This is a genomic window from Dongshaea marina (genome assembly GCF_003072645.1).
In the GTDB taxonomy this organism is placed as follows: Bacteria; Pseudomonadota; Gammaproteobacteria; order Enterobacterales; family Aeromonadaceae; genus Dongshaea; species Dongshaea marina.
The window spans coordinates 1,527,517-1,544,810 of the sequence record NZ_CP028897.1 but is presented as its reverse complement, the minus strand read 5'-3'; the positions used below and the strand labels follow the sequence as shown (position 1 = coordinate 1,544,810).

The following is a 17,294-nucleotide window of genomic DNA, read 5'->3' as shown; positions in this document are numbered from 1 at the left end:
CCTGAGCCAGGCCGCCCAATATCCTGATAACATTTTCGAAACATCCGGTATATTCTCATGCTCCGAGCCCTGCTGCTTGCCCTCTCCCTGTTCAGTTTTGCCACCCTTGCGGCACCCGCCAAGGAGTATTGGAACCTGTGGGTTGCCGATAACCCGCTGTCACAGCAGACGATCCAATACCCGGTCTGGAAAAGTTTTCTCAAGAGCTACTGGCATGAGCAACAGGGCCAAAGTCTTTTGGACTACGCCGGGGTCACAGCTAAGGATAAACAGGCACTCAACCAGGCGATAAACCGGCTGAGCGAGCTTCAGATCTCCAGCTACAACCGGGATCAGCAGCTGGCTTACTGGATCAATCTCTACAATATGCTGACGGTCAAGGTGATTCTGCAGCACTACCCGGTAAAAAGCATTCTGGATATCTCACCGGGGGTTTTCAGCTCAGGTCCCTGGGATGAGAAGCTGATCAAAGTCGAGGGCCAATCCCTGACTCTCAATGATATTGAACACAGGATACTGCGCCCCATCTGGAACGATCCCAGGATCCATGCCGCAGTCAACTGCGCTTCGATCGGTTGTCCGGATCTTCGTCGAGCCCCCTTTACCGGGAGCCATATCGACAGCGAACTCAACCAGGCCTTTCGCCACTTTGTAAATAGCCCCAAGGGCGTCGCCCTCTCAGGAAGCAAGGTTGAACTCTCCAGCATCTTTAAGTGGTATGGTAAGGACTTTGGAAGCCCGGCTCAGATGCTCGGTTACATCAGCGACTACCTGGAAAACCCAGCACTGAAAAAAGCACTCAAAAATCCGAAGGTTAAACTGGATTACCAGAAGTACAACTGGCAGCTCAATCAGCTAGATTCGTAAACTGCTCACCGGCCTCTTCACTAAAGGCCGGTGATGTTGCAAGCTGCTCACTATACTTGAAGTCAAGGTCCCGCAAACGGATAAAGCAATGAGGCTCCTGTTCCCTGTCGTGAGCATTTTTGCCCTGCTTGGCAGCTCAAGCTCAGCATCAGGGTTACCCCGGATCAGTGAAATCTCAGCCGCGGTTGGCGACTGGCCCCCCTACATCCACTGCCAGGGAGAGAAACCTCACGGCTTGCTGATTGAGATCGTTGAAGCCGCCTTCAAAGAGCAGAAGATAGCAATCAGCTTCAGCTGTTACCCCTGGGCCCGGGCAATGAAGCTCACCCAGGCCAGGGTTCATGACGTGACCTTTCCCTGGCTCAAGACGAAACAGCGCCAGAAAAACTTTACCTACAGCATCCCGATCGCACCCATCCAGTACGTATTTTTTCATCTGAAGAATCGAAGCTTCGCTGAGTTGGGGAAGGAGCTGACCGAGGATAAACTCAGAAGATACAGCATCGGGGGAACCTTTGGTTATAGCTACGGCCCCCTGCTGGATAGATACGATCAGAATATAGGTTTAAACCGCGCCAAGTCCGATGTGGCTAATTTTAAAAAACTGCTGCGAGGACGCATCGATCTCTTCCCGGCAGACTTTCAGGTGGGCTACTACCTGCTGTCGAGCTTCAAGCCTGCCGAACGAATGCAGATCACTAATCTTCCCGCCAACATTCTTCGCAAAAATACTTATCTGTTGGTCAGCCGCCAACATCCGGATGCGCCACAGCTCCTGTCAGCCTTCGCCTCTGGCATGCAACAGCTTAAAGAGAAGGGTATTGAGGAGAGGATCCTTTCCCGCTATATGGTACCCGAGGTAGCAGCTCTTCCTGAGTAACACCGGGCCAATGCCAGCAGATTATTGCCGGCTCCTCTCCAGAATCCACTCAAGCTGTGCATCCAGGACTGATTCTGTGGGAAACACTCCATCCAGAGCCGCAGTACCGACCGTAAAGCCCGCCGCCCCCGATGCTGCCACCGCCGCGATACGCGGCTCGCTGTCGATAGAGCCCGCCATGATCACCGGTTTACTCACGGCACGACACACCGAATCCATCAGAAGATCAACATCTCCACGCATCCGGTAGGCCAGCAGATCCAGACCATCCACCCCCTCCAGAGCAGCAATCTCCCGGGCACTGGCCACAATCTCATCGACAGAGCCCTCAAGCACACTCGGGTGCCCGACCACTCGACCGGCAAAGGGATAATAGTTAATGCCGCTGCCAGCAATCACCGGCAATACCGCCTCGGGATGGGTGCCTCCCAACAGGTAATCCACTCCCAGCTCGACAGCCGCCCGGGCCGATCGAAGCTCACTTTCGAGATCCAAAGAGACCACCTCAAGATAACAGGTCGCCCCCGCCTGGTGAATTCGCTGCGCCAGGGTTTTAAGCTCCTCAAACGGCAGGCCCACATCTTTAAAACCTATATGGCGAATCCCTGTCCCGAGTGCTTTCTCCAGGTACTCACCGGCACCCGTCACCGTCTGATCCTGACGGGTCAGCATAAAAATAAAGTTGAGATCCATGGCTTATTCTTCTTATTTTTTGCATCAAAAAGGGGGCTTGGCCCCCTAGTAAAAACCTATGCCTGAAAGGGCTGACGGCCACTCAGGGCGTGAGCCAGGGTGGTGCCATCCACCAGATCCAGCTCCCCCCCACGGGCACACCATGGGCAATCCGGCTCACCTCAATTCCATGATCCTTGGCAAGCTCGGCAATATAATAGGCCGTTGCCTCTCCCTCAACCGTCGGGTTGGTCGCCAGGATCACCTCACCCAGGCCTTGCTCGGCAAAAATAGCCTCCAGCTGTTCCAATCCCAGCTGCTCCGGCCCCACTCCATCCAGGGGAGAGAGGTGCCCCATCAACACAAAGTAGCGACCGCTGTAGTGACCGAGCTGCTCTATCGCCAACACATCGGCGGGACTCTCAACCACACATAGCTGACCCGACTCGGCCCGCTTGGGGTTTTCACACAGGCTACACAAACGATTTTCAGTAAAGGTGCGACAACGCTCGCAGTGCCCGACAAGATTCACGGCATCGCTCATGGCGGCCGCAAGCTGGGCTGCGGATTCACGTCCACTCTGCAGCAAATGAAACGCGATGCGTTGCGCCGACTTGGGCCCGACTCCCGGCTGGCACTGCAGCTCGCTGATCAGGGCATCGACTAATGGGCTAAATTTCATCATCAATTAAAACGGGCGCCATGGCGCCCGCTCCTTGATCAAAATGGCATCTGAAAGCCTGGTGGCAACTGCATCCCACCTGTGACTTCTGCCATCTTGCTCTTATTCTGCTCCTCGACGCGACGCACCGCATCGTTAACGGCTGCAGCAACCAGATCTTCAACCATCTCTTTGTCATCCTGCAGCAAATCGGGATCGATCTCGATACGGCGTACCGAGTGACTGCCGTTCATGGTGACCTTGACCATGCCCGCTCCGGACTCACCGACAACTTCCATCTGGGCCAGCTCTTCCTGCAGCTTCTGCATCTTTTCCTGCATCTGCTGCGCCTGCTTCATGATGTTACCTAATCCACCTTTACCAAACATTGTCTCTACTCTTTTTTGCTGTAATGACCCAGATATTGGGTAATTCTTTGTGATTTCAAGTTACCGGGGCTCAATACTATCCAAATCCAGCACCGCCGAAAAGTGTTCGACCAGCTGTCTCACCCCGGGGTCTTGTTCGACGGATTGTACCGCCTGTTGGCAGAGTTCGCCATAGAGGCGTTGAGCAAGCTCCGTTGGGGTCTCTCCTTCCCCCTCGGCGCCAAGGTTCACCTTCAGCTGATGGCCCTCATCCAATACCCGGGAGAGGATCATCACAAACTCCTGTTCGGAGCGCTCATTGAGCAGGTGGCGATGGGAGGGACGAAGCTTAATTTCCCAGCAACTCTCCTCCAAAATACCCACCGAGTGCAGCGCCAACTGACGCAGCCTCCCCTGCAACTCACTGCGGCCAATCAGGGTGGCCCATGGGTCACCGCTACCTGCCAGCAGTGAGGCCGCAATCTCACCCCGCCCCCGCACAGCAGTTGATTCCTGTTGTGGCTGCTGTGGCTGCTGTGGCTGCTGTGGCTGCTGTGGCTGCTGTGGCTGCTGTAAAGCAGCCTGGGGTCGAACCCCGGATTCATCAAGAGGCTCCTCCCAGGGCGGGCGATCTTCAACCGAAGTTACCGCCCCGCTGACAGTACGCTCCACCTGCGGCTCTACGCCATGATCAGCAGCCCCTGGCTGCTGAAGCACCTCCTCCACAGGTGGCTGCGCCCCCATATCAGATGGGTTCACCGAGGTGAGCTCTTGTGATCCAGAGCTCTGCTGAGCCATTTCCGCCTGAAATGGTGCCGGACGAGGCGCTACTTCCTTAGATGGTGAGCACTGAGCAGGAGCTGCTTGCGCCTCACCCTTGTCAGAATTATCACTCGTGTTACGAAAGCTTCGTAGCTGGCGACGCCGAGCCAGTAGTTGCTGCAAGCCCCCAGCCTCAGAGGAAGCGACCTGCTCCGTGTTCGCATCAAAAGTGCTCGTTTGCTCCGCCGCCGGCTCTGGTTGAACCACCTCGTTTACTGGTGCCAGTTCAGGCTCTGCCATTGCAGCCGATTCAGCCACGGGTGCCGACCCGGCCAATGCCTGAGGTCCGGACTTAGCCTCAGGCTCGACAACCACAGTCGCCACAGGCTCCAGCTCGGTCATCAGTTGACGCTGTTCGCTCTCCAGCGCCTCACGGGTAATACTCTGCTCCACTGCGGAGGCTTGAGGCGGGGGAGCTACCGCCGGGGCGGGCTCAGAGGGCGAGGTCAGCTCAGCTGCTTGCCTGAGCAGGGCCTGCTGCTCGGCAAATAGCGACTGCGCGCCCGAAGCCATGCCCTCTGAGGCACTCTGGCTCCGAGCCTGGCTAAAATTTTGCGGTTGTGCCGCCCCGGTATTTTTCGCCAAGGGCTGAAATGCCAGCATCCGCAGCAAAGTCATCTCAAAACCACTGCGGGGATCCGGAGCCATCGGCAACTCCTCCCGCCCCTTGAGAGCTATCTGGTAGTAAAGCTGCAGCTGCTCCGCCGGCAACGCCTCGGCTAAGCGGCGCAGTAGCTGATGATCGGCCTGCTCCCGGTCGACCGCGGCCGGAGCCAGCTGAATCATGGCCGCTCGGTGCAACAGGGATTCAAGCTCCTGATGAACCCGGTCAAAGTCAACCCCCAACTGCGCAATCTCGCGGGCCCTGGCCATCAGACCATCGCCATCCCCCTCAAGCAGCGGGGTAAACAGCTGGTGCAGATAATCCACATCTAAAGTGCCCAGCATCGCCTGAACGGCGCCCATTTCGAGGGCTCCACTGCAACAGGCCAGCGCCTGATCGGTCAGACTCAGCCCATCACGCATACTGCCGTTGGCCGCCTTTGCCAGGGCCTGCAGAGAACCATCATCCCAGCTTGCCCCCTCCTGCCCCAGGATATACTCCAACTGCCCCAGGATCTGCTCACGAGACAGGTTCTTGAGATGGAGCTGCTGGCAGCGGGACAGGATGGTGATCGGCAATTTTTGCGGATCGGTCGTGGCCAGCAAAAACTTCACATGGGGAGGCGGCTCCTCAAGGGTCTTGAGCAGCGCATTAAAGCTGTGGCGAGACAGCATGTGCACCTCATCGATGAGGTACACCTTGAAGCGGCCACGGGCAGGCTTGTATTGGACGTTATCCAACAGCTCCCGGGTGTCTTCCACCTTGGTTCGGGAGGCGGCATCGATCTCCATCAGATCGACAAAACGTCCGGCTTCGATCGCCAGGCAGGAGTCACAGGTTCCGCAGGGCGTTGCGGTGACGCCCTGCTCACAGTTGAGACAGCGCGCCAGGATCCGCGCAATGGTGGTCTTTCCCACCCCCCGCGTACCACTGAGTAACCAGGCATGGTGCAGCCGCCCCTGTTCTATCGCATTGCCCAATGCCATCAGCACATGCTGCTGACCCACAACTTCCTGGAAGTTGCGTGGCCGCCATTTGCGGGCCAATACTTGATAACTCATCTTAATCGCATCTCATCCATGCCATAGTGACTCAAAAAACGAACTTTACTCGCCTTCAAATTCCACCAGCTTACACACATTGATATCCAATGCCTGCAGCTTCTTCTCACCCGGCAGATCGCAAAGGGAGATCACAAACGCCGCATCATGGACCAGGCCACCACGACGACGTACCAGGTGAACGGCAGCCTCTGCAGTGCCACCGGTCGCCAGCAGATCATCGACGATCAGCACCTTATCCCCCTCACTGATCGCATCTTTATGCATCTGCAGAGTATCCTGCCCATACTCGAGCTCATAGCTCTCTTCGATCACTTCCCGGGGGAGCTTTCCAGGCTTACGCACCGGCACAAAGCCCACTCCAAGCTCGGCTGCCACCGGCGCTCCAAAGATGAAGCCACGGGCCTCGGTTCCAACAACCTTGTCGATTCCCGCATCTTTATAGTGAGCCACCAGCTCATCGATGGTCGCCTTAAATGCAGCTGCATCCTCAACCAGGCTGGTGATATCGCGGAAGATGATTCCGGGCTTAGGGTAGTCAGCAATCGCACGGATGCTTGACTGGATCAGTTCACGTGTTTGTTGTTTCATGGGTCTTCAGATTTTGTCATTTAACCAATAAAAAAGCCCACCGTTTTTAATAGGCTCTGTTGACGTTTCAGATTTGGTTCTGCAATTGGCAATTTTTTCATCCGGCAAGGCAGAAGATGCGTGGTGTAGTTGTTCTACATGAACATCTGATAACGCCGCCGGGAGGAAAAAGAGCCACTGCCCATCGGGTTACGCCTGAAAAAGCCCTGTTCATTGTTGCTCATCACTTATTTAGAGCAACGAAACCGCGTGATTCGCGTCGCGAACAGAGCATTTTCAGGGGCAACAGGTTCAAAATTGGAAATGTCAACAGAGCCTGGCAAACGCCGGGCTAAATCGCGTATCTCTTTGCGACAATAGATTAGGCTTATCCCCCCCGTATTGCAAGTCACCCAAAGTCTGCCGCACCGCCAGTCAGGTTGAATAACTGTCAACAAATTGCAACATAAATGGCGATTTTTAGGCCCTGGATTCTCTCACGGGTCACCGTTTGGAAAGTTCACACCATCACGGGCATACCCGAGGTGAAAAAGCTCGGATATACTGGACTCATCTGTGCATTCCCTCATCGAGGTATCTGTCTCATGGAAGAAGCAACACACCTGGGCGACCCATCCCGGTTTAGTGACAGTGAGAAAGTGATCCGCACACTGTACAAGATCACCTCAGATTACGAGCATGGTCTCGCCCACCAGGTTCAAGAGCTTCTCAAGCTCGGCTGTGAACGCTTTGATCTGGAAATAGGGATCCTCTCCCACTGCGAAGATAACGTCTATACAGTGCTGCACTGCCACTGCCCGGAGCAGGTTCCCCTCAACCCGGGTGACCAGTTCGATTTTGAGGAAACCTACTGCTCCATCACCTTAAACGCCAACGCACCAACCGGCTTCGAGCATATGGGAGAGTCAGATTACAATACCCACCCTGCCTATAAAAAGTTCCAACTCGAATCCTATATTGGGATCCCGGTTTTTCTCAAAGGTGAAACCTATGGCACTTTGAATTTTTCAAGCCCGGTCCCAAGAGAGCGTAAATTCTCCGAGATCGATATTGACGCTCTTAAGCTGATGGGGATCTGGATCGGTAATGAACTGGAACGCCACCAACGCCAGCTGGAGCTTGAGTCCTCACTCCAGCAGATCAGGCTCGCAGAGCAGATGTTTCGCCAGGGCATAGAGGCTTCTCCCAGCGCTATGCTGATGATCAATGATAAGGGAGTCATCACCTTTGCCAACCAGCAGGCGGAGCGTCTGTTTGAATATTCTGCCGGGGAGCTCCAGGGACAGGTCGTCGAGATCCTGATCCCTCCCTCGATCCGGGGCCGCCACCCCAAGCTAAGAAATAAGTTTTTCAAATCCCCTTCCACCCGGCCCATGGGGCTGGGGCGTCACCTGCTCGCCTGTAAACGAAGCGGGGATGAGTTCCCGGTCGAAGTCGGCCTCAACCTCATCGAGACACCTCAGGGGATGCTGATTCTCTGCGCCCTGAACGATCTCAGCGAGCGCAAGCAATACGAGGCGCAAATTCTGGAGAAATCCAGGGAGCTGGAGCAGGCCAACCAAAAGCTGTTTGAGCAAAACACCACGGATGAACTCACTCAGGTGGGCAACCGCCGTCTGCTCTCTCTTGAGCTTGAAACCTACCTGCTGCTGTCACAGCGGGGTAAACGCACCCTTTCGGCCATCATGCTGGATCTGGATAACTTCAAAAGCTTTAACGATACCTACGGCCATCCCCTGGGGGATCAGGCCCTGGTTGCACTGGCCCAAAGCCTCAAGAGTACCGCGCGCCGCGGCGATCTGATCACCCGCTATGGTGGGGAGGAGTTCACCGTCATCCTCCCGGATACCGACGAACAGGGAGCCATCGAGTCTGCAGAGCGCTTTCGTCAGGCGATCGCAGCCATAGACACTCTCCCCATAGGGATCACCGCAAGCCTTGGGGTCTCAACCATGGCCCCCAAGCGTGATGCCCCGATCGAGCCCCTACAAAGCCAACTGCTGCATGAGGCCGACAAGGCCCTGTATCAGGCGAAAAAAAGCGGCAAGAACCAGGTGTGCCACTTTCGACGGGACTTGATCCGCTAAGCAAACAGGCAACAAGCGGGCAACAAACCTCCGGCTTTTGTCGGTAAAAAGGAGACTGCCCGCCATCCCGCCGGGATGTTAGAATTCCCGGCGTTCCTGAAGAAAGAGTCACAGAAACAAAAGAGCCTTGGCTCAGTCATGGTACAGGTCGCAGGCCTGCTGACCTTTCATCTTTAAAACCAAAGATGAGTGGTCAGCGGATCTGACAATCCATCACATTGCAAAACTTGTCACACCAGATTCTGAGCCGCCGCATCCCATCGATGCGGCTTTTTTTTTGCCCGTTTTTGCACGCGCGGGCAGGATGTTGGCCTCCATCAGCATAGGCTGATTGTTATTATCCTGCAGATGGCCTTTTTGCAGCTGTGCTGCACTGATGTCGGGGTCGCCCGACAGCGAGCAAAGACCGTTCTTAGGCGTCCTGCCTTCCACGGCATTGCTACATCCTGTATGGCAGGGATACACCTTTCCCCTGATACACAAGGAAGTGTGAATGCCGCGTTAGCCAAGGATGGCATTAGCGGCGTGCAATCCCCTCGCGTCCCGGACCTCGCTTTATCCTCAGCTCACCTGATGATTGAAGTGCCGCGTAGACAGACCTTCCATGGCCTGACTACGCTTTCACAACGTCCTGTTGCTCAACTCCAATCCTCATCGGCTCACCTCGGCGCTCACTCACGGGGGATTTAACTTCCTCTCTTCGATTCAGCTATAGAAGTAATCTTGGTTTTTTATCTGTTAGAGGCAGGACGCCGAACCGCAAAGCTCTGCGAAGGGGTGAAGTTGCTCCTCAGAGTAACGTAACGCGAGATATGACATCAAGCTGGGGAGGTTTATCAGGAATGATAAACTCGCAGCACGCAGCGAGATGGATTCCTCCATCAAGCTGCGGTGCTAGGCATCCTGCCTCGAGAACAAAAATAGTGGGCTTATAGTTCACCTCAGCGCTCACTCGCGGGAGTGAGTTAACTTCCCCCTTTGATTCGCACCGAAGAATCATAAAGTGATTTGAAGTTGAGCAGCATGGATGCTGCAAGTGCGCAGCCAGTATAGGGACATACTGTCTGCGTTGTGCTTCAAAACACTATGATTTTGAGGAGAAAAGCGAATCGAGGGGCACCCTCGGGGTTGTTAGGGGGACTGGGTGAGCAGTCCCCCTGACCCGCCGCCGCTCGGCAGCGGCAATGTGCCGCAGGCACAACTAGGCTGACTGCAGGTCAAGCAACCTGAAACAAGCTTGGTAAGAGTCATACACCTGTAACAATCCAAAATTAAGATGCAGGCTCAGTAAGAGAGGCAGCCAATAGATCGGTACAGCATAAAATGTCGCAGAGGTGCATCAGTGAAATCAGTCACAGTTTCAATATATTACCCTCTGCAGCCATTCCTTAAGCCCAACAGTCTCATTACAATTTCGAAACTTATCCCAACCCCTTTATGGGGTCAGGAGTGCACTTCCCCGGCGACTCATCGCCGGCTTCATTGCTGCCACACACAGGAACTATGCTTTCAGGAGGATTGATGAAAAAAACACTCATCGCTATGGGAACTGCCACACTGCTTTTTGCAGCCGGCTGCAGCGCTGCATCACAGGTTGAACAGTTTAACGGTAAGCCACTCGATGGTCAGAATGTTCAGATCTACTCCCACCGGGGCGGCCGGGGACTGGGGCCGGAAAATACCATGGCCAACTACCGCTCCTCCCTGAGGATGGGAGTCGATTATATTGATATGGATATCAATATGACCAAAGACGGGGTCCTGGTGGTGACCCACGATCTGGGGCTTAACCCAAATATCACCCGTGATAGCCAGGGGAACTTCATCAAAAAGAGCCTGCTTATCCATGATCTGACCTATCAGCAGCTGCAAAGCTATAATGTCGGCGAGCTTAAGCCCGGTACCGCCTATGCTAAGTTTTTCCCCTACCAGCTGGCCGAAAAAGATGCAAAAATCCCGACTCTCAAGCAGGTGATTGAATACACCAAGCGTGTTGCCGGCGATAAGGTCGGTTTCCAGATTGAGATCAAAAACGATCCCACCCACCCCGAACAGAGCGCTACCCCGGAGCAGTACGCCAAGGCCCTCTATACCCTGCTCAAGCAGGAGGATGTGATCGACAGAACCGAGGTTCAGGCCTTTGATTTTGCCTGTCTCATCGCCCTCAATAAACTGGATCCTAAGATTAAAACCGCCTATCTCACCGCCAATGGTGACAGCAGTGATTCCACCGCCTGGACCGCGGGTTACAAGGTCCAGGATTATGGTAACTCCTGGCCAAGGCTTGTGAAAAAACTGGGAGGCGCCGCCTGGGAGCCCTACGAAATGGATATCACCAAGGCTCAGATCGATGAGGCCCATAAGCTTGGGCTCAAGGTCGTCGTCTGGGGATGGCCGGAGCAGGAGGGCACAGAGTTCAACTACCCTCAGGTGGTCAAGCTGATTAACTGGGGCATTGATGGCATCATCAGCGATCGTCCCGACGAGCTGCGCGGCGTGCTGGCAGCCCGGGGCTATAACCTGCCACAGGGATTTACCATCCGCTCCCATAGCTAACTCCGCTCCCGGCCTGCGGGCCGGGTAGTTTCCGAGCCTTTTCCCTTGAGCCTGTGCCGTTATTTTGCTTAAATGCGCTCTTTTTCAGCAACGAGGCTCTCATGCGCATTATTCTCGCGCCGATGGAAGGTGTTCTGGATCACAGCCTGCGCGAACTATTGTGTGCTCAGGGGGGTTTTGATCTGTGTATCGGTGCCTTTATCCGGATCATCGACCAGACACTTCCCAAAAAGGTTTTTCTGCGTCACTACCCTGAGTTAAACCAGGGATCACAGATCGCCGGAGTGCCGGTAAGAGTCCAGCTATTGGGACAAAACCCCCGGGCGATGGCAGATAATGCGTTGCAAGCCTGTGAGATGGGCTCTCCGGGTGTCGATCTAAACTTTGGCTGCCCGGCCAAGAATGTGAACCGCTCCCAGGGCGGAGCCTTCATGTTACAGGAGCCTGAATCTATCTATTCGGTGGTCAAAGCGGTGCGCGACGCGGTGCCATCCCATCTGCCGGTAAGTGCCAAGATACGCCTGGGATGGGATCACAGCGAAGATTGCCTGAAAATCGCCCAGCTTATCGAAGCCGCCGGGGCCAGCGAGCTCTGTGTCCATGGCCGAACCAAGGTCGATGGCTACCGCGCCGATAAAATCGACTGGCAGAAGATAGGTGAGATCAACCGGGCCATTGAGATACCTGTGATCGCCAATGGCGAGATCTGGGATCAGTGGGATGCTCAGGAGTGCCTCCGGCAAACCGGCTGCAGCAGCCTGATGATCGGCCGCGGAGCCCTCAACCTGCCAAACCTGGCCCGGAGTATCCGTGGAGAATCTAGCTATAGCTGGCAACAAACCGCTCAGTTGCTGGTTGAATATGCCGAGCTGATGAGCCGGGATAACCCCGAGTATCTCGCACACCGCTGCAAACAATGGTTAACCTACCTGCGCCAACAGTACAGTGAAGCAAAAGATCTCTTCCTCGCCATGCGCCGCCAGCATGACAATCAGGAGTTTCTTAAAGAGCTCAGCGCTCTGTGCCACGGCGTTAGCTAACGGCTACCACCCGCCGCTGCCCACACTTTGCAAGGTGGGCATAGGCCTTACCCAAAAAGTCGCCCAGCTCATCCTCCCCAAGCTCGGAGGGAATAATCACATCAAAAATCGGCAAACGAAGTCCCCGCTCCGAGCAATGGTATAAACACCACTCCTCATCACGACGCAGCACCCCCATCATCTGACCGAAAACATTAAAATACAGCATTCAACCCTTCTTTCTCTATGTCGGACTAAGTCTAATCTTTAAGAAATCGTTCCCATTTTTAATCTTTAACCTGTGTACAGGAAACAGGACATCGCTGGTTGGGGCGATTGTTCTGTTTATCCGGTCAACAATGAAAAATGTATTGGGATATATTTGGGTGTGTTGTGAAATAAACTCGAATCTATTTACATATATTTAAAATTAGTTTCGAACTTGCCTGTCCGAAATAATTGAATTAGGGAAACAAGACCCTATCAAAAAAAGGTAAATATATGACTAATTGATTTATAAATCCCTGTTCAGGGGGACGATCTGAGAGTTTCTCACACACACTCAGCATGAATAATCCAGCACCATAGTGAGGGCGAAAAGATATTACAAGTTCAAAATCCATGTTCCGATAGCAATTTGGATTTCTGAAAGGTTTTTCTTGTAGAAAGGTGATCGATATAAAACTTGCCAATCCACGAGGAAATTATCAATGGAAAGTAAAAGCCAGAAATTGTTTTACCCGGTTTATGTGCTATTTTTTCTGCTACAAAAAAGCCGCTTTCAAATAAAGCGGCTTTTCAATGGGAACCTGACAGTTCAGCCGTTACCTGCTCCAGCGCTCCCCGGGCTGCGCTGTGCTCATCCAGCTCATGAACTCCTCAACCTGCTCACTTCCCGGCTCGGGAGCCCAGTTTGAAAAGTGAGCCGGTGTCGCCGGCACGAAGGGGCCGGGCTTAAGCTCAAGAACAGTCGCGCACTCCCCCACAGGGTACATGCTGTGCCACTGTCCGGGCTTCATCTCGATCCCGCTGCACTCCCCCCCGGCTTTGAGGGTGATGCGTTCGCTCAACGCCCCACTCTCATCAAACAACAGAACCTCCAAGGCCCCCGAAAGCACCACCAGCATCTCCCATTTATTGGGCTCAGGGTGATGATGAGGCGGGATATAAGTACCGGGTGCAAAGCTCAGCAACATCCGCTGCACCGGATCATCCGGGCTCTGGTGAAAGTTATGGTTCATCCGCTTTCGCTCAGAGGCCTGAGCTTGCTCTTCGAGGCTGTTAAACAGCGCTCGATCAATGGGCTGGTTCATAACACTCCATTTTCAGTCAATTAATTCAAAAAACACCGAGAGTCCCTGGAAAATACACTGGATCATCACCCATCTCCAGGGCCCAACCCGAAGTCCGGGCTGGGGCTCAGAGAAAACCGGTTCAATCAGGATTTGGCAATTGCCAGGCGGCTTTTACTGAAAAGCCGCACCAGCAGCCAGCTGCCGCCAAAAATAACCACGATCGCCAGTCCAATCAGCTCAGAGTTGTCGGAGAAGAAGCCGCTCAGCCAGGCCTGGGAGTTCAGCATGCCCAGGATCTCGACCCCGGCAATTCCCACCGCCACAACCACAGAAAAAGCGGTAATCGCCAGGTTATAACGCCGCCGGCTATAGGAGCTGTAGTTGGACCACTTACAAAGGCCCAGTTGCATCCAGCTATCCAGTGCATCCGTGATACACATCCCCACCGCAAAGGCAACCGGCAGCAGCAGAATATAGTAGATGGCGACACCGTCCATCGCCTGGCTGGCGGCCATCCCGAGAATAGCGATCTCGGTTGCAGTATCAAAGCCAAGGCCAAACAGGAATCCGACAAAATACATGTAGCTTGGCCGGGTCACATAGTTGAAGATCCGGTGGAACAGTTTGACAAAGATCCCGCTCGGAGCCTGATCTCCTCCGTTGTTGCGATACACATTGCGAAACACCCAGGCATTAATCAGAGCCGTGATCAGCAAAAACAGAATTGATACCGTGGTCCCGACCATGGCGCCAATATCTGCCAGGGTCTGATTGCCTTTAAAGGTGAGCACCCCGATCACTATCATCAGGGTCATCAGGAACACCACACTGGAGTGGCCCAGCGCAAAATAGATGCCGACCGTGTATTTACTCTGACCATCTGCCACCATCTTGCGGGTAATATTATCGATTGCAGCGATATGATCGGCATCCAGTCCGTGACGTAGCCCCAAAGCAAACGCCAGCAGACAAAATACCAGCAGTTTTGAACCACTGGGGATCGCGGCATAGATCAGCAGCCACACCAGGACCGCACTGCCAAATAAAATCGTGATCGGTTTAATAAACTCTCTCATCATCCCTTACCATCTGAAAACAAACCCTGAAAATACCCGTCTAAAAAAACATCGGTAAATAATAAAAAGCGGACATTATACGTCCGCATCCGGCAGGCAACGCCCTAACAGATCAAAGAAACCTCTATCAGCCCCAAAGCCTTACGCCTGATCCTTCTCCTTAAATCTGTGCTTAAGCAAAGAGAGCAACTGCTTACGCACCGCCGAGAGCTTGGGGCGCTCCTCCTCCTGCCAGGGCACCGGGCGACACATCGCCATGGTGCGAAACCCAAGGCGTGCCGTCATCAAGCCCGCCCCCAGCCCCTGGGCCAGGCGCCCGGAGACCTTGGCCATCAGATCCGCACTAAAGAGATCCAGGCTGACATCGGTCAGCATCTCGGTCACTCCGGCAAAGATCATGTTGTGAAATACCATCTTCAGCAGGCGGATCCGGCTCCAGTAGCCAAGCTCAATCCCATACAGGGCGCTCAGCTCCTCAATCATCTTAAGATTTCGCCACAACAACAGTAGCATATCTAAAGTGGCCATCGGGCTGACGGTGATCATCACCGCTGCCTCCCCCGACCACTTGGTCACCCGGGCTCTGGCCAGTTTATCCCGCTCAGCAAGCACCAGATGGCTAAACAGCACCAGTACCTCCCGGTCGTTATGTACCGAGGTTAGCTGCTCCAACCAACGCTGATAGCCCGGGCTCTTATCAAACCCGCCTTCGACTGCCAGCTGTTCACACAAGGGCAGAGCCTGCCCGACGGTATCTGAAACCAGCAGAGTCTCAACCCTGGAGCGCAGATCCTGACCACGCTTCAGCGCCCGCAGCTTCCACAGCTCCCGGACAAAGGCCGAGCCTGCGGCGCAGATCACCGTCCCGGTGACGACGCCGTAGAAACCTCCCAGCCAGGGGGAGCTCAGCCACTGCTGCCAGATAAAATCAACCACTTCATAGCCACACAGGGCTGCGACCGCCACCCCGATACAGCGTAGCCAGTAGCGAGGCTTTCGTTTGCGTGGTGCGATCGCATCACACACCGCCTCCTCAAGCTCAGCGGCCGCAATCTCCTGCTGATTCAGGGGCGCCCAGCTCTCTTGCTGCTCAAACTCCTGAGCCGGAGAGAAGCTTGCCTCCTCAACAACCTCTTCGTGTTTAAACTCGCGATACGGACGATACTGCTGACTCATCTTAGCTTATCTCCTACTAAAAACTGCAAGGCGGCGTCCAAGCGAATATGCTGCATACACTGATTGATCACCCGCTCCGGCGGAGCAAACTCGTTAAAGGAAAACCCCTGCTGCTCCCAGAAGGATGCCGGTGGAAACTCAGCAGGAACCTCTCCCGGGTAGAGAATGACCTGCTTGCCATCCTCCAGCCGCCTGCCCTTGAGGGCCGGAATGGCCTCTCCCTGTTCTCGCTGCATCCCGGGCTCTGTGGCCTGAATCGATGCCAGTGCCATACACTCCATCTTGATCCCCTCAAACTGCGCCTGCTGATACCCCTGACGCACCAGGTGCTGAAGCAAGGAAACCAGGTTTGCATGTTGATCCGGAGTGATATGATCGGCCTTGGTGGCGGCAAACAGCACCCTGTCTATCCTGGGAGCAAACAGTCGGCGCCACCAGTTACTCTTGCCGTAGGCAAAACTTTTCATGATCTGCGCCAAAGCTCGCTGCAGCTCCAGGCAATGAGTCATCCCATGGTTTAACGGTGCCAAACAGTCAACCAGGATGATCTGCCGGTCAATTTGCGAGAAATGCTGACGATAAAAGCCTTTCACTATGTGTTGCTTATAATGCTCAAAACGCTCTTCGAGCAAGCGATACAAGCTGCCTTCCCGCCGCGGATCGCTTGGGATCTCCCACAGCCAGGGAATAAACTGCAGCACCGGGGCCCCGGCATACTCCCCCGGCAAAATAAAGCGACCGGGCTGAACCAGTTGATGCCCCAACACACTACGGCAGTGATGCAGGTAGTCGGTATAGGCCTGTACCACAGCAGTGAGCTGGTTTTCATCCAGGCTCTCAGCCCCCCTGAGCTGCTCTCCCAAGCTCAGCCACTCGCTAGCGGCGGACTTAAGCTCAGGATCCCCCTCAAGCTGCTGGCGAACCTCCTCGCTCCAGCCGGTATAATCCAGATCAAGCAGGGGTAGATCCAGCAGCCACTCTCCGGGGTAATCCACCAGCTCCAGGTAGAGGGTCGCCGTATCGCTCAGGGTTCGGGCCACCCGTCCCCTGGGTCGGTAACGCAGTTCCAGACGTATCTCACTCACCCCCTGGGTCGGACTCGGCCAGAGAGGAGGCTCTGCGGTGAGGGCGCTCATCCCCCGGCATAGTCAAAAGTGGGAATATGGTGATTGAGCTGCGGTACTCTCTGGCATCCGAGGATCCGCCCCTGGCGGGCGATCTGCCACAGTGGCATCACAGACTCGGTGCCTGCGTTTTCAAGTTGGTGGATGAGTGCGGTAATAAAGGCGGTTTTACCGCTACGGCTTAGCCCGGTCACCGCCAATCGCAACGAGCGATCCAGCCCCCGCTGCATCCAATTCTGGCCATTTTGTTGCCAACGGCTCAGAGTATTTGAAACTTTTCCCATAACGCTCCTCTAACCTCCCGGGAGTATGGCTATGACATCAGAGCTTATCTCAAAGCTGATGAAGAAACATCCCCCGACCCACCAGGAAGTCCCCAAAGGAAGCCTTACCTCTGAGCTATACTGACTAAAAAGCAACCCAGCATAGGCCATG

General features: G+C 54.6%; 16 protein-coding genes and 1 pseudogene. 5 read left to right on the top strand and 12 right to left on the bottom strand.

The window, feature by feature from the left end; genetic code table 11:
* The first annotated feature begins 57 nt into the window (after positions 1–57).
* Both DB847_RS07570 and DB847_RS07565 read left to right on the top strand, forming a co-directional pair.
* Entirely contained in the window at positions 58–867 is an 810-nt protein-coding gene (locus DB847_RS07570) for a DUF547 domain-containing protein (RefSeq protein WP_108650129.1), read from the top strand.
* Positions 868–955: 88 nt separating this feature from the next.
* Positions 956–1,747, top strand: coding sequence for a substrate-binding periplasmic protein (locus DB847_RS07565; protein ID WP_108650128.1), 792 nt, complete (start codon positions 956–958; stop codon positions 1,745–1,747).
* Between the two features lie 21 nt (positions 1,748–1,768).
* Here the strand turns inward: DB847_RS07565 and DB847_RS07560 are convergent, their stop codons facing one another.
* From DB847_RS07560 to apt, 5 genes and pseudogenes are all read right to left on the bottom strand, one after another.
* Entirely contained in the window at positions 1,769–2,440 is a 672-nt protein-coding gene (locus DB847_RS07560) for a type 1 periplasmic-binding domain-containing protein (RefSeq protein WP_108650127.1), read from the bottom strand.
* A 56-nt stretch (positions 2,441–2,496) separates the two neighbouring features.
* Positions 2,497–3,101: pseudogene (gene recR, locus DB847_RS07555) on the bottom strand (recombination mediator RecR).
* Positions 3,102–3,139: 38 nt separating this feature from the next.
* Positions 3,140–3,469, bottom strand: coding sequence for a YbaB/EbfC family nucleoid-associated protein (locus DB847_RS07550; protein ID WP_108650126.1), 330 nt, complete (start codon positions 3,467–3,469; stop codon positions 3,140–3,142).
* 60 nt (positions 3,470–3,529) lie between these two features.
* Complete coding sequence (gene dnaX / locus DB847_RS07545; protein ID WP_108650125.1) at positions 3,530–5,935, bottom strand: DNA polymerase III subunit gamma/tau; 2,406 nt, start codon at positions 5,933–5,935, stop codon at positions 3,530–3,532.
* Between the two features lie 45 nt (positions 5,936–5,980).
* Complete coding sequence (apt, locus tag DB847_RS07540) at positions 5,981–6,526, bottom strand: adenine phosphoribosyltransferase (RefSeq protein WP_108650124.1); 546 nt, start codon at positions 6,524–6,526, stop codon at positions 5,981–5,983.
* Between the two features lie 584 nt (positions 6,527–7,110).
* Between apt and DB847_RS07535 the strand changes: the two genes are divergently transcribed.
* Complete coding sequence (locus DB847_RS07535) at positions 7,111–8,613, top strand: diguanylate cyclase (RefSeq protein ID WP_108650123.1); 1,503 nt, start codon at positions 7,111–7,113, stop codon at positions 8,611–8,613.
* Positions 8,614–8,826: 213 nt separating this feature from the next.
* Here the strand turns inward: DB847_RS07535 and DB847_RS07530 are convergent, their stop codons facing one another.
* The gene (locus DB847_RS07530; protein ID WP_108650122.1) at positions 8,827–9,045 is read right to left on the bottom strand and encodes a hypothetical protein; all 219 of its coding nucleotides are present in this window, start codon (positions 9,043–9,045) and stop codon (positions 8,827–8,829) included.
* Positions 9,046–10,134: 1,089 nt separating this feature from the next.
* Between DB847_RS07530 and DB847_RS07525 the strand changes: the two genes are divergently transcribed.
* Both DB847_RS07525 and DB847_RS07520 read left to right on the top strand, forming a co-directional pair.
* A complete protein-coding gene (locus DB847_RS07525) occupies positions 10,135–11,169 on the top strand; it encodes a glycerophosphodiester phosphodiesterase family protein (protein ID WP_159084453.1) in 1,035 nt (344 codons plus the stop codon).
* 101 nt (positions 11,170–11,270) lie between these two features.
* Entirely contained in the window at positions 11,271–12,209 is a 939-nt protein-coding gene (locus tag DB847_RS07520; RefSeq protein ID WP_108650120.1) for a tRNA-dihydrouridine synthase, read from the top strand.
* On the opposite strand, the gene DB847_RS07515 is transcribed toward DB847_RS07520, so the two are convergent.
* The 6 genes from DB847_RS07515 to DB847_RS25965 all read right to left on the bottom strand — a co-directional run bounded on the left by DB847_RS07515 (position 12,202) and on the right by DB847_RS25965 (position 17,143).
* Positions 12,202–12,417 carry a DUF7661 family protein gene (locus tag DB847_RS07515; protein ID WP_108650119.1) on the bottom strand — a complete coding sequence of 72 codons (216 nt, stop codon included), beginning with the start codon at positions 12,415–12,417 and terminating at the stop codon, positions 12,202–12,204. The two genes, DB847_RS07520 and DB847_RS07515, sit on opposite strands and share 8 nt — an antisense overlap.
* Before the next feature lie 595 nt (positions 12,418–13,012).
* Complete coding sequence (locus DB847_RS07510; RefSeq protein WP_108650118.1) at positions 13,013–13,501, bottom strand: WbuC family cupin fold metalloprotein; 489 nt, start codon at positions 13,499–13,501, stop codon at positions 13,013–13,015.
* Between the two features lie 125 nt (positions 13,502–13,626).
* On the bottom strand, positions 13,627–14,559 hold the full coding sequence (locus tag DB847_RS07505) for a HoxN/HupN/NixA family nickel/cobalt transporter (protein ID WP_159084452.1): 933 nt from the start codon (positions 14,557–14,559) through the stop codon (positions 13,627–13,629).
* Between the two features lie 141 nt (positions 14,560–14,700).
* Positions 14,701–15,735 (bottom strand): YcjF family protein, encoded by a 1,035-nt coding sequence (locus DB847_RS07500; protein ID WP_108650116.1) that lies wholly within the window; start codon positions 15,733–15,735, stop codon positions 14,701–14,703.
* The gene (locus tag DB847_RS07495; protein WP_267897746.1) at positions 15,732–16,871 is read right to left on the bottom strand and encodes a YcjX family GTP-binding protein; all 1,140 of its coding nucleotides are present in this window, start codon (positions 16,869–16,871) and stop codon (positions 15,732–15,734) included. Before DB847_RS07495 ends, DB847_RS07500 begins: the two co-directional genes overlap by 4 nt.
* Positions 16,868–17,143 carry a YcjX family protein gene (locus DB847_RS25965; protein WP_267897745.1) on the bottom strand — a complete coding sequence of 92 codons (276 nt, stop codon included), beginning with the start codon at positions 17,141–17,143 and terminating at the stop codon, positions 16,868–16,870. Before DB847_RS25965 ends, DB847_RS07495 begins: the two co-directional genes overlap by 4 nt.
* Between the last annotated feature and the right edge of the window lie 151 nt (positions 17,144–17,294).

Bases quoted from the DNA above. Each gene is read 5' to 3' on its own strand.
- DB847_RS07500 (WP_108650116.1), bottom strand. From the start codon at position 15,735: ATGAGTCAGCAGTATCGTCCGTATCGCGAGTTTAAACACGAAGAGGTT.
- DB847_RS25965 (WP_267897745.1), bottom strand. From the start codon at position 17,143: ATGGGAAAAGTTTCAAATACTCTGAGCCGTTGGCAACAAAATGGCCAG.
- DB847_RS07560 (WP_108650127.1), bottom strand. From the start codon at position 2,440: ATGGATCTCAACTTTATTTTTATGCTGACCCGTCAGGATCAGACGGTG.
- DB847_RS07510 (WP_108650118.1), bottom strand. From the start codon at position 13,501: ATGAACCAGCCCATTGATCGAGCGCTGTTTAACAGCCTCGAAGAGCAA.
- DB847_RS07505 (WP_159084452.1), bottom strand. From the start codon at position 14,559: ATGAGAGAGTTTATTAAACCGATCACGATTTTATTTGGCAGTGCGGTC.
- apt (WP_108650124.1), bottom strand. From the start codon at position 6,526: ATGAAACAACAAACACGTGAACTGATCCAGTCAAGCATCCGTGCGATT.
- DB847_RS07515 (WP_108650119.1), bottom strand. From the start codon at position 12,417: ATGCTGTATTTTAATGTTTTCGGTCAGATGATGGGGGTGCTGCGTCGT.
- DB847_RS07525 (WP_159084453.1), top strand. From the start codon at position 10,135: ATGAAAAAAACACTCATCGCTATGGGAACTGCCACACTGCTTTTTGCA.
- DB847_RS07565 (WP_108650128.1), top strand. From the start codon at position 956: ATGAGGCTCCTGTTCCCTGTCGTGAGCATTTTTGCCCTGCTTGGCAGC.
- DB847_RS07495 (WP_267897746.1), bottom strand. From the start codon at position 16,871: ATGAGCGCCCTCACCGCAGAGCCTCCTCTCTGGCCGAGTCCGACCCAG.
- DB847_RS07570 (WP_108650129.1), top strand. From the start codon at position 58: ATGCTCCGAGCCCTGCTGCTTGCCCTCTCCCTGTTCAGTTTTGCCACC.
- dnaX (WP_108650125.1), bottom strand. From the start codon at position 5,935: ATGAGTTATCAAGTATTGGCCCGCAAATGGCGGCCACGCAACTTCCAG.
- DB847_RS07520 (WP_108650120.1), top strand. From the start codon at position 11,271: ATGCGCATTATTCTCGCGCCGATGGAAGGTGTTCTGGATCACAGCCTG.
- DB847_RS07535 (WP_108650123.1), top strand. From the start codon at position 7,111: ATGGAAGAAGCAACACACCTGGGCGACCCATCCCGGTTTAGTGACAGT.
- DB847_RS07550 (WP_108650126.1), bottom strand. From the start codon at position 3,469: ATGTTTGGTAAAGGTGGATTAGGTAACATCATGAAGCAGGCGCAGCAG.